Origin of the sequence: Gelria sp. Kuro-4 (genome assembly GCF_019668485.1) — a bacterium.
Classification (GTDB): domain Bacteria; phylum Bacillota; class DTU030; order DUMP01; family DUMP01; genus DUMP01.
Genome location: NZ_AP024619.1, coordinates 2,536,284 through 2,549,371, shown reverse-complemented (window position 1 = coordinate 2,549,371; position 13,088 = coordinate 2,536,284). Strand labels below are relative to the sequence as shown.

Here is a 13,088-nt window from a genome sequence, read left to right as displayed (position 1 = left end):
GATGACGGCTGCCATGTGGGTTGACGGCCGCGAAGTGGAGTTAAACGGGGAGAAGAACCTCCTGGAAGTGGTGCAGAAGGCGGGGGTTGACCTGCCCACCTTTTGTTACCACTCGGAACTTTCTGTTTACGGCGCCTGCCGCATGTGCCTGGTGGAGGACGAGCGGGGGCGGCTCCTGGCCGCCTGTGCCACCCCGCCGGAGCCGGGGCTTAAGCTGCGCACCCATACCCGGCGCCTGCTGCACCACCGGCGCCTGATCCTGGAGCTTATCCTTTCCAACCACAACCGCGACTGCACCACCTGCGAAAAGAGCGGCGCCTGCCGGCTGCAGGAGCTGGCCGACCGCCTGGGGGTGAACAAGGTGCGCTTTCCTCAGAAGAAGGAGGCCGGCCCGGTGGACGTGGGCCCCGCCCTGGTGCGCGACCCCTCCAAGTGCATCCTCTGTGGCGACTGCGTCCGCATGTGCGAAGAGGTGCAAGGGGTGGGCGTGCTGGGGTTTGCCTACCGCGGTGGGCGCCTGGCTGTGGTGCCGGCCTTCGGCAAAAGGATGAGCGAAGTGGAGTGCGTCAACTGCGGCCAGTGCGCCGGCGCCTGTCCCACCGGGGCCTTGGTGGTAAAGTCGGACGTGGAGCGGGTGTGGGCGGCCCTGGCCGACCCGGCCAAGAAAGTAGTGGCGCAGGTGGCGCCGGCCGTGCGGGTGGCGTTCAGCGAAGCCTTCGGCCTGCCGCCGGGGACGTCCGGCGCCGGTCAGGTGGCGGCGGCCCTCCGGTGCCTGGGCTTTGACCGGGTGTACGACACCTGCTTCAGCGCCGACCTCACCGTGCGCGAGGAGTGCCACGAGTTTCTGGACCGGCTGCAGGCGGGCACCAACCTACCCCAGTTCACCTCCTGTTGCCCGGCCTGGGTTAAGTTCGCCGAGCAGTATTACCCGGAGTACCTGCCGAACATCTCGAGCTGCCGCTCGCCTCAGGCCATGTTCGGCGCCCTGGCCAAATCCTACCTGCCCGCCGAGCTGGAGGTGGCGCCGGAGAACCTGTTTGTGGTCTCCATCATGCCCTGCACCGCCAAAAAGTTCGAAGCTGGGCGCCGGGAGCTGGGGCGGGACGGGGTACCGGACGTCGATGCCGTACTCACCACCCAGGAGCTGGTACGGATGGTGCGCCAGGCTTCTTTGGACTTCAGCCGGCTGGAAGGCGAGGCCTTCGACCTGCCCTTCGGTCTGGCTACGGGTGCCGGCGTCATCTTCGGGGTTACGGGCGGCGTGGCCGAGGCCGTGCTCAGGACTGCGGCCCGGGCGCTCGATGGCAGGACGCCGCCCCTTGAGTTCCGGGCGGTGCGCGGCCTGGCCGGCTGCAAAGAGGCAGAGCTGGAGCTGGGCGGCCGGCAGCTGCGCGTGGCGGTGGTGCACGGGCTGGGCGAGGCGCGGTCACTGCTTCAGGCGCTGAAAGCCGGCGAAAAACGGTATGACCTGATCGAGGTGATGGCCTGCCCCGGCGGGTGCGTGGGCGGCGGCGGGCAACCCCTGCCGAACGACGCCGCCCACCGGGCCGCCCGCGGCGAGGGCTTGTACCGCCTGGATCGGGAGCACGAGCTGAGGCGGGCGGATGAGAACCCGCTGGTGGAACAGCTTTACCAGAAGCACCTGGGCGCCCCGGGCAGCAAGGAAGCGGAAGAGCTCCTCCACACCCACTACAGCCCGCGCCGGCGCATCAGCGGCGAAGAGGTGGCGGTGGCGCCCGGCGGCGCTGCAGTCAAAACCAGGATCCGGGTCTGCGTCGGCACCTCCTGTTATTTGAAGGGTTCCTACGATGTCTTGCAGGCTTTCCACCGGGCGATTGCGGCCAGCGGCCGCCCGGAGGAGTTTGACCTGGGTGCCACCTTCTGCCTGGAGAACTGCCCGGGCGGGCCGAGCGTCGAGGTGAACGACCGGGTACTGGGCCAGATGACGCCGGAAAAGGCGGCCGAACTGGTCCACTCCTTGAGCGCAGCGGAAAGAAAGGTTTAGCGACGTGTCCCTTCAAGCGCCGGCGCGCAGCCGGCCTATTTTTTTCGCTCCACTGCACCAAACTATAGCCGGCGGGTTTTCTTGACACGGCCGGCGGAAGGTCTTACCATAGTAATTATCAATGGACGAGTAGGGTGGGATGAAAGGAGGGGGAGCGGGTGCGCCTGGGCCTGGAGGAAGAGGTCTTTATCACGCAGCCGGCACGGCCGAACCTGCAGTCGCTCTACTACCTGACCCGGCTTTTCTGGCGCAACCCGGGCTTCTTTCTCAGCCACTCGGATTCCAACTTCGCCCGCGGCAAAGACCTCAAGGTCGGCCTCATGGGACCGGTGGAGATTTCCACCCCCACTGTGGATGGCCCGGCGGAGGTTGTAGCGGCCTTGGCTGAGCTGCGGCGCGAGCTGGCCGCGGCGGTGGGCGGGGAAGGGCTCCTGGTGGCCGCCGGGCACCTCCTGGACATGGATGCCCCCACGCTCACCGCCGGCCTCCACCTGCACCTCTCCGGCCTGACCGATGCCGAGCGCACCTACAACAACCTGGCGCACTTTCTGCCGCTTTTCGCCCTGGCCGCGGCCAGTTCCCCCGCGCGCCGGGGAGAGTACTTCGGACCCAGCTACCGGCTCTACGCTTCCTACGCGCTGGGGCCGCTCCGGCCCGGCGATCCCTACTACCGCTTTCAGGACCTCATTTTTTCCCTCCGCCTGGGCACCATTGAGGTGCGTCTCCTGGACCCGGTGGCAGACCTGGAGCGCCTTAAGGAGCTGGTGGCGGCCATCGTGGCGGTGGCCGCCTGCACCCGCCCTTATACCTGGGACCCGGTGACCTACCGGCGCCTGCGCCGGGAGGCGGCCACCGCGGGACTCACCCCCGGCCTGGCGACCCTCTGGACTGAACTCCAGGATGTTTACCCTCTGAAGCGCCGCCTGGTGGAGCAGCCGGCAGCGCTGGCAATCTGGGCCAGCTACCAGAACAAAGGCCTGGTGCCTACGTACACGGCCTTGGATAGCCTGTACCGCGACGGCAGCTTCAGCGTAAAAGAAGCGCCGCCTACGTCCTACAACCCCCTGAAGGCGGCGGCCGGCCTGGCGGGGTACTACGTTGTCCGCCTGCCCTACAAGCTGGCAAAGGTGAGGAAGGAGTGGTCCCGGTGTGGCTCTGGTTCCTGACCCTTACGGCCATTCTCCTCGGCGGCCTCTACTGGTACCTGCGTAACGTCTACTTCTTCCGCGACCCGGTGCGCCACCCGCCGGCCGACCCGGACGCCATTTTGGCACCCTGCGACGGTACCGTGGTGTACGTGAAACCATTTCGCGCCGGGCGGATCGAGGTCAGCAAACTGGGAGAGTCCGTCCCGCTGCCGGAAATCCACCGCTCCAGCCACCGTTTTGCCGACGGCTGGCTGATCGGCATTTACATGTCACCGCTCGACGTGCACTTCAACTACGCCCCGGTGACGGCGGCGGTAACCGACGTGGTCCATGCCCCGGCCGCCACCAACCTGCCCATGGTGGACCTTTGGGAATACGTCAGGCTGACCTTTCTGCGGCGGGCGGTGGACCTCTTTGCCCACCGCTATCGCCTGGTTAACGAACGGAACACCCTCTTTCTCCGCCCGGAAGGCAGGCCGCCGCTCGCCATGGTAGAGATTGCCGACAAGTTCGTCAACAAGATCTCCTGCTTTGTGCAGGCGGGCCAGACGGTGCAGGCGGGGCAAAAGGTCTCTTTCATCGCCCGCGGCTCGCAGGTGGACCTTATCATCGGTGAACCGGAGGTCGGCATCCTGGTGCAGGCGGGTTCCCGGGTCACGGGCGCCGAGTCCATCGTGGCGCGGTGGCGCAAAGCGGCGCCATGAAAGAAAACGGCGTTTTGGAGCTCCTTGCGGCGCCCGCCGGCATCGGGATGTATGCCCTCGTGCTTTTCCTGGAAGGAACCGGCCTGCCCGGTATACCTTACGAGGCCTTCTTTTTGGCGGCCGGCGTGCTCATCGCCGCCGGCCGGCTGGCGCTCGTTCCCCTCCTTGCCCTAGCTACGCTGGCCAACACCCTGGGCACCCTGGCGGGCTACGCGGCCGGCCGCTTCGGCGGACGGCCGCTCCTCGAGCGCTACGGACCCTTCTTGGGCGTGCGGCCCGGGGCAGTGGCGCGGGTGGAGAACTGGTATGCCCGCTGGGGCGGGGCCGCCATCATCATCTCACGCATCATCGGCCTGACCCGGACGCCGGCCATTCTGCTCGCCGGCATTGCCCGCATGGATCTTAAGGTCTACCTTTTCTACTCCGTCTTAACTTCACTGGGCTGGTGTACGGCCCAGCAGCTCGTCTACCTTTACCTGGGCCAAACGGCTGCCCGCTTCCTCAGCCCGCGGGTTTTAGAGCTGATTACCCTGGGGGGCGTACTTTTGGGCGTCTTTTACGTCCTGTTCTTTTGGCTTACCTGCCGCCGCCGCGCGCGGCCGTCTTAGAGAAAGGAGCCGCCATGCGCCGCGCCAGCAAAGGAGTCTTCTTGAGTTTACTGCTTCTTCTCAGCGGGCTGGGAGCCTACTTTTGGCTGCTCCCGCTGGAGACAGAGCCTAACCTGGAGGTGCGACCGCTTACGCCGGCGCTTACAGCCGCGGACCGGGTGCTCGTCTTTGCCCCCCACCCGGACGACGAAACGGTGGGGGCAGCTGGCTTCATCCAGACGGCCCTGGCGGCGGGCGCACGGGTCAAGGTTGTCTTTTTTACCTGCGGCGACGCCTTTCGTTATGCGGCCCAGCGGCGCCTGCGGCTTTTTAAGATCACCCCGGCCGGCATGCGCGCCTTCGGCCAGCTGCGCCAGAAGGAGGCCTTGGCGGCTCTGGGGGTTCTCGGCGTCCCGCCCGAGGCGGCGGTTTTCCTCGGCTTTCCGGACCGGGGGCTGGCCGCGCTCTGGCAGGAACACTGGTCTGCCGCCCATCCCTTCCGGTCACCCTACACCGGTGTCACCTCCTCTCCCTACGGTGTGCACCCGGTTTTCGCCACCACCTATGCCGGCGAGGTACTCGTGGCCAACGTCGAGGAGCTCATCCGGAGCGAAGACCCCACCGTGCTCATTTTCCCCAGCCCGCACGAGGGCCACCCGGACCACTGGGCGGCGAGCGCTTTTGTCAGCTACGCCTTGGAAGACTTAAAGCGCAACCGGGGGTGGAGCGGGCAGCCCCAGATTTACACCTACCTGGTGCACTACACGGGCTGGCCGCGCCCCTGGGGCGCCAACCTGGCCCGTAACCTGGAGCCGCCGCCGCCCATCGCCCCGGAGGGGATCTGGCTGCGCCTGGATCTTCCCTGGGCCGCGCGGGTACAAAAGTATAACGCCATCTTAAAATACCAGTCGCAGGTGGCGGTGATGCGGGGGTTTCTCACCAGCTTTGCGCGGGCCACGGAGCTCTACTGGGCTTATCCGCCGGCCGAGGTGCTCACCGCCGGCCCCGGTGGGGAGAGCCCCAAGGCCGTGGCGGTGGACGTGGTCGGCGACAGCATCATCGACCGCTGGGAAAAGGACGCCGACATTGTCCGGCTCGATGCCGCGTTGGACGGGGAAAACCTGCGCTTTTGGCTGCGCCTGCGGGGCCCCGTGAGCCGGGAAATCAGCTACCGCCTGGAGGTGGTGGCGCTGGAAAAAGGGGAGGCGGGCCGGGGCCGCGTGGCGGTAAGCTACCCTGGGCCGGCCGCTCCCGGCACGGGAGCTGTGCCGGCTGCGGACACCGTCAGCTACCAGGTGTCCCGCCGCCTCCTGGGCGACCCGGCGGAGATTTTTGTCAGCGCTGAAACCTACCAGGGCCGGGTGCGGGCCGACCGGCTCCCGCAGGTGCGCATCGTGCTCCATGAGTAGCAGCGTCGCTCGCCCGGCGGGCTGCCGCGGGCTTGTTGCAGCCGGCCGGTTGTGTTACAATAAAAGAGCAGGCAAATAAAAAATGTTGCGGGAATATTTCGGGTGGGCCGGTGAGGAAAATGGCGAAAGAAAAAAGGGCGGAGAAAAAAGGACAGCGCATTGTCACCGAAAACCGCAAGGCCCGCCACGACTACTTCGTGCTGCAGACCTACGAAGCCGGGCTGGCGCTGGTGGGCACCGAGGTCAAGTCGCTGCGCGAGGGCAAGGCGAACCTCAGGGACAGCTATGCCCGGGTTGAAAACGGCGAAATCATCCTTTATAATATGCATATCAGCCCTTACCAAAAAGGTGGTTACGTTAACCACGAGCCCAAGCGCCCGCGCAGGCTCCTTCTGCACAAGGGTGAAATCGGCCGGCTGGCCGGTGCGGTGCAGCAAAAAGGGCTGACGCTGGTCCCGCTCTCCGTTTACTTTAACGAACGGGGCCTGGCAAAAGTAGCCCTGGCTCTGGCCCAGGGCAAGAAGGTCTACGATAAACGGGATGACCTCGCCAAGCGCGAAGCGGCGCGGGAGATCGAGCGGGCCTTCAAAGAGCGCTCCCTGGGGGCGATTTAGGCTCGACGGGGGTCGTATGGGCACAGGAAGCGAGCCGCGGACCATGACCGCGCACCAACATGGAAAGGCATAACTGCCAACAACGATTACGCACTGGCTGCGTAACTAACGCGGCCCATCCGCCCGGCCTGCGCCTGCGGGGCCGGATCCGGGTGTCAGATTAGCAGGCTACCGCCGGGCAGGCACCCTGGAGCCAGGCGGGAAAGCTACGGGGTTAGCCCAAGCGGCATCCTGCTCCTGGGAGGCCGTGCGGGCGAACGCTAAAGCAGGAGCTACGCTCGTAGAGGCCTGTGTGGGTACACCTTCGGACGGGGGGTGCAATTCCCCCCCGCCTCCACCAGAACATAAAGAAAAGGCGCCTAAAGCGGCGTCTTTTCTTTATTCACAGCAGGCGTGTGAAGCCCCAGCCGTTCCACTGCCAGATGGTGAGCTGCCGGTTGGTCGGGTCGGTATAGCTGCCCTCAGTGACAACCAGCTCATTTTCCCCGTTGGCGTCCAGATCGGTGAAAGCCATTTCGCAGATGGGGCGGTCGAGGTTGGAGGACTGCCAGATCGGCTTGACGGCATCATCAACCAGGTCAAAGATGAAAAGGTGGTTCTTGACGCTGTTGTCGTCTTCAGTTATCCAGAAGGGCTTGTGCGGCCCAAAACTGCCCGCCTTCCAGACACTCAAGTTGAGGTCGGTCCGGCCGTCGTTATCGGCATCGGCCAGGGTGAAACCGTCCACCCACCATTCTGGGGGCGACTGCCACAGCGGCTGCGCCTCCTCCTCTACGATCAGCCGCCCGTTCTGCAGCCGGTAGACTTCCTGCCGGCCGTCTTCGTCCAGGTCGGCGTGGGCGGTTTGCCGCCGCCGAAAGGCCTCCAGTGTCTGGCGGCAGTAATGGACATACTTGGTGCCAAGGTAGTAGGAGGAGTCGCTTTCGCTCCAGGTGGCCAGCGGTTCTGCCTGCAAAGGCAGCTCGAGCCGGGCGGCGATGCTCTGTGCAGCGGCGCCCCGCACCGGTTCCGGTTGGGCGCGCTTATTGATGTACACCGGGAGGAACTCCAGTTTTTCCACGCCGCTCTTGTCCACCAAAAGCCGGACGACCACGCTCTCCCGGGTGGCTTCCGACCACCACTGGTCAAAAACGAAGTTGCCTAAGCTGTAGAGGATATACCCTCCCCGGTAGCGTTCCACCCGCTGCACCACATGGGGGTGGTGTCCCAGGACCAGATCCGCCCCGGCGTCGATGGCCCCGCGGGCGGCCTGGATTTGGGCTTCGTCCGGTTCGGCGGCGTACTCCCGGCCGCCGTGCAGGGAGACGACAATAAAATCCGCTTTTCGGCGGGCGGCTCGAACGGCGGCCGCCGCTTTTTCCGGGCTGAACAAGGCCGGGCCCGGTTGCTCCTCCCCGGTACCGTGGACTGCAGGAACTAGTTCCGGATCGGCAAAGGCCAGGAAGGCCAACCGGACCCCTTTGACCTGCACGCAGTACGGCTCGCCAGCCTGACGGGCGGTCAGACCGGCCCCGGTGCAGCCGATCCCGGCCTGGGCGAGGTACTGCCGGGTATCGCTGATCCCATGCGGACCGAAGTCGGGAAGGTGATTATTAGCCAGGGTGAGCAGGGTGAACCCGGCGTCGCGTAGAACGGCCTCGGTTCCCGGGTCGGCGCGGAGGCGCATTTCCGACGGCTCTATCTCCGGTCCCGGCGTGATCGGTCCTTCCAGGTTGCCGAGGACAATATCCCCCTGCAGGTAGGGTTTGATCTTGGCGAAGGGTAAGCGGCTGTCGCCGGCCTTTTTCATCTCCCGCGCCACGCCGCGCGAGAGCATGATGTCGCCCACCGCCACCAGCGCGATCGGGTCTTCTTGTACCGGCAGCCGCATTTCGCCGGCGCGGAAGGTGGCAAAGGTCTCCAGGCGGACAGTTTCCAGCCTGGGCGTGAGCGCCCCCAGTACGACCGCCAGCCCGCCGATCAGCAGCCATAGCCTTCGCCTAGGCATGGGGTGGAGCGGCAGCGGGCGGGGCGGTGAAGGACTTGGTCCAAGCCGGCTGAGGGGGAGCTTGGCCTTCGTTGATCAGCTGGTGCCACTTTTTATCCGTCAAACGCTCCGCGAGGGGCCAGGGGAACTCATAGTAGGAGTAGACGCCGCCGACGGCGATGCGCAGTTTACCGTCCACCGGTACGGCCACATAGATGGGAAAAACCGGGCCGGTGGCTTCTTCCAGGACCCGACCGCCGCCGATGTCGGTCGCCACATCGGCCACCAACGCCGCGGGCCGGTCGTTCTGGGCGGAGGGGTGGTCGACGCCTTCGTCCCGCAGGGCTTCGAGCCAGAAGTGTTCCAGGCTGGCCCCGTAAGAGCGGATCAGCTCATAATCCTCTGCGGCCAAGGGGGTGGCGTTCAGCTCTTTCTCGGCGATGGCCTTGAGAGCCAGGGCGAGCTCCTCCAACCGCTGTAAGTTGACCTGGTCCCGTTCGCTGATAAGCTGGCGCGCCATGAGTCCCTCCCGGGTCATTTGCGCCAGGGCGGCCAGCCGGGCGTAGACGTAGGGGTTGGGTTCCACATAGCCCCGGTCGTCGACCTGATCGCCGCCGCCGGCCTCGGCGTAGACCTGTTTGGCGTAGAGCAGGGTGTCGTGCTTCAGTTCCGTCCAGCCGGCCAGGTAGGTGCTGAGTTCCTTTCTGGCCCAGGCCGGGTTGCGCATGAAGGAAGGGTAGCCTTCCGGCTTTTCCCAGGTGAGAGGAAGGAGGGTGTACAGCCAGCCCCAGTACAGGTTCTGCGTCCAGGTCGTCGGGTCCAAACCGGCGATTGCCCGGCGCAGCCGCTCCATATTCTCCGGATACCGGGCGTAGTCGGTTTCTCCTTCCGCCTGAAGGATTTTGTATGCTTCTCGGGAACCCATGGCCGCAGCGATGTCCAGGCCCCGGGGCAGCATCCTTCTTGCACCGCAGCTGTTTTCCCCCACTTCGCGATAGACCAGCCGCTGAAAAATGGCGGCGTCCAAGGTGAAGCGTTGACCCAGGAGACGGAAGCCGCTGATCTCCCTGTCCCGGTCGGGCTGAAGACCGGCAGCAAAGATGGGCAGGGAATTAATGGCCGGAGGTTTTAAATCCCGCACGGCTGCCACGAGCTGGGACCATTTCGCGCGGTCCTCCACCAGGGTTTTCAGGCCGGCGGCGGGCCCGTAGACCTTGAGGAGGAGTTCCCGGTAAGCGGGATACGTAGGATCGTCGCTCTGGCCGACCAGAAACTTGGTCGGTTCATAGATTCTGGCCCAGAGCTCAGGGTTTCCCGCTTGATCGAGTGCCCGGGTCAGCAAGACGGCGGACCGGGTCTCATCCTCGCTCTGGGCCCGGAAGGTGAGCCGACCGTACCACATCATTGCCTTGAAATAGGACTTGAGCAGATCGGACTTGTCGTAGTGGCCCCGGGGCAGGTACTGGGAATAGTCTTCCTTCAAGCCTTCCACCAGGTCAGGGTCGCTGCCCAGGTTCATCACCGGGGAAAGGGCCCATTCCCGGTGCCGGTCAATCAGGGTAAGTTCAGCCTCAACTACCTTTCTTACTTCTCCCGGCACCGGCGCTTCCAGGTCCAAAAGCCGGGCTGCCACCGCCAGAAAGGCCACGTTGCGCCGGGCGGCGTTTTCCCAGGCCGTGCCTTTCAGGGCGGCAAGATCTTGAAGCGCTCTTTCCAGCAGGGACTGGGTCAACCTTTTCAGGTCCGGCGCGAGGCTTTCTTCTTCCATCACCCGCAGCAAATGGCTAAAAAAGAGGTGGTAGTTATGCAGCAGCGAATCGGTGGTGACAAAAAGCGGCCGCGGTGCGTACCGGTTCATCTCATAGAGGGCGAAGAACTCCTTGAAGTGGCTGTTCGGCACAACCACAAACCCGTTCTTGATGAAGAGGTTCCGGGCCGCGGGTGACAGTGTAAACATATCTTTGTTGGTGATGTTGCTCAGGTCCGGAGCCACTTGATAAGGTTTGACTGCAGGGCTGACCCGAACCGGAACCTCCGCGAAGCCGGCAAAGGCGCCGGGTGCTGTGGAAGTCCCCGGGTCAGGCTGCCCGCTCTCCAGCGCGACCGGTTCGCCTGCCGCGGGCCCACCGCCGCCCTGGCCAGGGGTGGGGGTGCAGCCGGCGAGGGCCGCCGCCAGCAGCAGTAGGGCCAGGCAGCTCACCCCTGCCCGGGTTGCTCCTTTCCCAGCCTGCACGCGCAGGCGGCAACGCTGTATGACCATCTTTCCTCTCCTCCTTGTCGGCTGCTCTTGGCCGAGGTTTCCCGCTGAGTTTTCCGGGGTAAAAGCCGCCTCCAATTTATAGACGAAGTGCACCATTATTTGGTTCCCCTATTCAAAAAATTTCCCATTCTGAGGACCGGCGGGAAGCGAGCAGGCAAAAAAACTCCAGCCCGCTTGCGCGGGCTGGAGAAGGCGAAGCGGCACGCTAGCAGGGCTCGCTTTCCGGGAATTCGCCCCAGAGGCGTACCTCCGGTACCAGGGTGATGCCGCGGGCGGCGGCTTCTTTCCGGACCAGCCGGATGAGGGCGTAGACGTCGGCGGCCGTCGCCCCGCCCAGGTTGACGATGAAATTGGCGTGATCGGGCGAAATCTGCGCCTGACCGATCCGTGTGCCTTTGAGTCCCAGTTCCTCGATCACCTTGCCGGCGTAGGTACCGGGCGGGTTGCGGAAGGTGGAGCCGCAGCTGGGCAGCCGCGGGTGGCGCCGCCTCTTTTCCTTGGTGGCGGCGATGCGCTCGAGGAGTTCGGAGCGCGGGCGCGCCTCTACTTTAAGGAGTGTCTCCAGGACGATGAGGTCCTTTTCTTGAAAGATGCTGTGCCGGTAGGAGAAATTGTGCTCTGCGTGGGGGAGGCGGCGGATGATGCCGCTGAAGTCCATAACGGTGCTTTCCTGGACGAAATCGCCCAGCGTAACGCCGTAGGCACCGGCGTTCATGAAGATACCGCCCCCTACCGAGCCGGGGATCCCCGCCAGCACCTCGAATCCACCCAGGCCTTCCTCGGCCAGCGCCGTCACCAGATGGTCGAGAAGAAGCCCGGAGCCCACCTGCACCACGCCGTCCTGAAAGGACAGATAGGCAAAGTCGGCAGCCACCCGGATGACGAGGCCGTTCACCCCGCTGTCGCTCACCAGGACGTTGGTGCCGCAGCCCAGGATGTAAACGGGAAGAGTATGCTCTTCGGCGAAGTAGAGGGCGTCTTTGAGCTGGGCGATGGAGTGCGGTTCACAAAAATAGCGGGCGGGGCCCCCGATCTTGTAGGAAGTATAATCCTTCAACGGGACCTGCTCCCGGATTTCTGCAGACAAAGACGGAAGCACCTCCTTCTTCTGGGTTAAGATTCGCGAGCGGGCGCCGTTTTCCTTCTGGCCGGCGAGAAAAAGGCTGTATCCTGGGAGCTGCAGGCGTTAGATTCACCCGGCGAAGATCACAATTGGATTACAGTTGGAAAAACCGGCTTAGGCACCAGGGAAAATGGGAGGGACGTCGAATATATTTATACGGGGAGGTTCAAAGGCATATAACCTAAGGGGGTGCCCCATGCATGGGACGAGGACGTCGCAGAGCCTCGTTCGTTCTGTTCACCCTGCTCGCACTTTCCCTGTGGGCCCTACCTGGTTGTGCCGAGAACATTGCTGTACAAAGAGAGGCGGCACCGCCGGAGCAGGCAGCGCCACCCGGCAGGCAGCAGCTGGTGACGGTGTATTATGAAACGCGGGCCGAAGATTACCTGGTGCCGGTGAACGCCACGGTAACGGCGGATGAGGATCTGCCGCGCCACGCTGTGGAGAAGCTCTTGAGCGGTCCTTTGGACAGGGAGCTGCTTACGGGTCCGTTCCCTGAGGGTGCCATGGTGCGGGATCTCTACATTAAAAACGGCATCGCCTGCCTTGACCTGGGCGGAGTGGCCGGCAAGCTGGCCGGCGATGCCGCCTGGGAGCGCGCAGTGGACAGCGTCGTGCTTACGCTGACGGAGCTGCCGGAGATTGAGGCCGTGCAGATTCTGCTCGACGGGCAGATAGTGGAGAAAGTCGGTGCGTTGGTGCTCAAGACGCCGCTGAAGCGGCCGGACCGGATCAACTTCATAGCCGGCGGCGACCCGGCCGGGCCGGAGGTCCGCCTCTACTTCAGCTACCACGATGCCTACCTGGTGCCCGTCACGGTGCGCCTGGGGCCCGAGACGAAAGACCCGATCCGCTCTACGGTGGAGCAGCTGATAGCGGGTCCGCAGGGGCTTCCGGGTTTGTCTGCCGTCTTCCCGGAGGGGACACGCCTCCTCAACTGTGAAAGAGTGGGCGAGCTGGTGCGCCTCGATTTTTCGCCGGAGGCGGTTCTGCGCGACACCAAAGGCAATATCCGGTCTGAGCAGAGTATAACCCTGGGGGCTCTAGCTTACACCCTGCGCCAATTTCCCCAGATCAAAAAGTTTGAGGTCCGCGTGAGCGGGAAGCCGCTGGAAGTTCCTCGGCTTAAGCAACCAATCGCCATTCCAGGCAACTACCGCGATTGGTTTGGCGCCGACGCATCGCGCGGCCTGCTGAGGCTCCTGGCGATATCTGGCTAGGAGCCTTTTCTTTCATTTTCTGCAGGATTATGGGGAAAAAAGTAGAAGTTAG

Annotated in this window: 10 protein-coding genes and 1 other RNA gene; 8 read left to right on the top strand and 3 right to left on the bottom strand. The window is 64.4% G+C overall.

All coding sequences use genetic code 11. From position 1 onward, the window contains the following. Position 1: 1 nt before the first annotated feature. The 7 genes from K5554_RS12760 (at position 2) to ssrA (ending at position 6,807) form a co-directional block, all read left to right on the top strand. Positions 2–2,005 (top strand): [FeFe] hydrogenase, group A, encoded by a 2,004-nt coding sequence (locus tag K5554_RS12760; protein WP_221038836.1) that lies wholly within the window; start codon positions 2–4, stop codon positions 2,003–2,005. Between the two features lie 158 nt (positions 2,006–2,163). Next, entirely contained in the window at positions 2,164–3,171 is a 1,008-nt protein-coding gene (locus tag K5554_RS12755) for a hypothetical protein (protein WP_221038835.1), read from the top strand. Next, entirely contained in the window at positions 3,153–3,857 is a 705-nt protein-coding gene (locus K5554_RS12750; RefSeq protein ID WP_221038834.1) for a phosphatidylserine decarboxylase, read from the top strand. Before K5554_RS12755 ends, K5554_RS12750 begins: the two co-directional genes overlap by 19 nt. Next, on the top strand, positions 3,854–4,465 hold the full coding sequence (locus K5554_RS12745) for a DedA family protein (RefSeq protein ID WP_221038833.1): 612 nt from the start codon (positions 3,854–3,856) through the stop codon (positions 4,463–4,465). Before K5554_RS12750 ends, K5554_RS12745 begins: the two co-directional genes overlap by 4 nt. 14 nt (positions 4,466–4,479) lie before the next feature. Next, positions 4,480–5,853: a PIG-L deacetylase family protein gene (locus K5554_RS12740; protein ID WP_221038832.1), complete on the top strand. Its 1,374-nt coding sequence runs from the start codon at positions 4,480–4,482 to the stop codon at positions 5,851–5,853. 119 nt (positions 5,854–5,972) lie between these two features. Beyond that, complete coding sequence (smpB, locus tag K5554_RS12735) at positions 5,973–6,467, top strand: SsrA-binding protein SmpB (RefSeq protein ID WP_221038831.1); 495 nt, start codon at positions 5,973–5,975, stop codon at positions 6,465–6,467. Then, positions 6,455–6,807, top strand: a transfer-messenger RNA (tmRNA) gene (ssrA, locus tag K5554_RS12730). The genes smpB and ssrA overlap by 13 nt, the downstream gene beginning before the upstream one ends. 42 nt (positions 6,808–6,849) lie before the next feature. On the opposite strand, the gene K5554_RS12725 is transcribed toward ssrA, so the two are convergent. The 3 genes from K5554_RS12725 to murB all read right to left on the bottom strand — a co-directional run bounded on the left by K5554_RS12725 (position 6,850) and on the right by murB (position 11,792). Then, positions 6,850–8,454 carry a CapA family protein gene (locus tag K5554_RS12725; RefSeq protein ID WP_221038830.1) on the bottom strand — a complete coding sequence of 535 codons (1,605 nt, stop codon included), beginning with the start codon at positions 8,452–8,454 and terminating at the stop codon, positions 6,850–6,852. Then, the gene (locus K5554_RS12720) at positions 8,447–10,693 is read right to left on the bottom strand and encodes a DUF3160 domain-containing protein (protein WP_221038829.1); all 2,247 of its coding nucleotides are present in this window, start codon (positions 10,691–10,693) and stop codon (positions 8,447–8,449) included. Before K5554_RS12720 ends, K5554_RS12725 begins: the two co-directional genes overlap by 8 nt. Before the next feature lie 205 nt (positions 10,694–10,898). Continuing rightward, the gene (gene murB, locus K5554_RS12715) at positions 10,899–11,792 is read right to left on the bottom strand and encodes a UDP-N-acetylmuramate dehydrogenase (protein WP_255565406.1); all 894 of its coding nucleotides are present in this window, start codon (positions 11,790–11,792) and stop codon (positions 10,899–10,901) included. Positions 11,793–12,016: 224 nt separating this feature from the next. On the opposite strand from murB, the gene K5554_RS12710 reads away from it, so the two are divergent. Continuing rightward, positions 12,017–13,036, top strand: coding sequence for a GerMN domain-containing protein (locus K5554_RS12710; protein WP_221038827.1), 1,020 nt, complete (start codon positions 12,017–12,019; stop codon positions 13,034–13,036). Positions 13,037–13,088: the final 52 nt, after the last annotated feature.